1 protein-coding gene is annotated in these 903 nt (G+C 39.0%); it reads right to left on the reverse strand.

Annotated features, from left to right (window positions below; all coding sequences use genetic code 11):
* Positions 1-401 precede the first annotated feature (401 nt).
* Positions 402-903: ribonuclease HII (gene rnhB, locus BDR01S_RS24570; RefSeq protein WP_082797581.1), on the reverse strand; the 502-nt coding region annotated here is incomplete at its 5' end.

Raw genomic sequence — 903 nt, forward strand, 5'->3', positions numbered from 1 at the left:
TCGCTTCTGCGGGGTCTCCCCTGCCCCGTACTCCCGCAGGAGTCTTCTTGCCTTCCGCGCCAATCAACAGAGTTAATATTCATTTAGGAGCCTTCAACTCATAAAAAAAAATTAAAAAGAAACGATGAAGTCAATGTTTAAGCCAGTAGAGCCAAGGTTAATAAGAATTGGTTATTCTGCGACCTGCCAAAATAAAAATGTTTGCAACGTATTTAGCAAGACTAGAAAAAGTGTGTTGTAAATTCTTAGGTTGCTTTGCCTCCCTGTTGATTAGAGCGGAAATCAACAGGCCTATTAGCAGGCACAATGAATAATTTAATGCTGAGAAATAAAAAATCGCCGAGAAAAGTACCCTTTCTCGACAATTTGAACAGGCACTGCCTGATTTTTATTATTGGGTTTTAAATATAATCCTTGACTGGTGCGAAGCTTTTTCTGTGATAGGAGGTTATGCCATGCTTATGGATCGCCTCGATATGTTCTTTTGTTCCGTAACCCATGTTATGCTGAAATCCATAGACTGGATAGGTTTGTGATATTTCTTTCATCAAGTGATCTCTTGCTACTTTTGCTACAATCGAGGCAGCTGCGATTGAGATACTTTTGGCATCACCTTTGATAATAGATTCAGAGGGAAACGGAATGTCAAGCTTCATTGCGTCAATAAGCAATAAATCTGGTTTTGGCTCTAATGAAACAATGGCAGCATTCATTGCTTTTTTGGTCGCTTCATAAATATTCATTTCATCAATTTCCTTGGCATGAATCATCGAGATGCTAAAGGCAATTGCTTCCTTACGAATGATTTCATCGTACTCCAGGCGTTTTTTTTCAGATAGCTTCTTAGAGTCATCTATTCCTGCTAAAAAAAAGTCTTTTGGTAAAATAACAGCTGCAGCCACG

The organism is Neobacillus drentensis NBRC 102427 (genome assembly GCF_001591445.1).
GTDB classification, from domain to species: domain Bacteria; phylum Bacillota; class Bacilli; order Bacillales; family Cytobacillaceae; genus Neobacillus; species Neobacillus drentensis.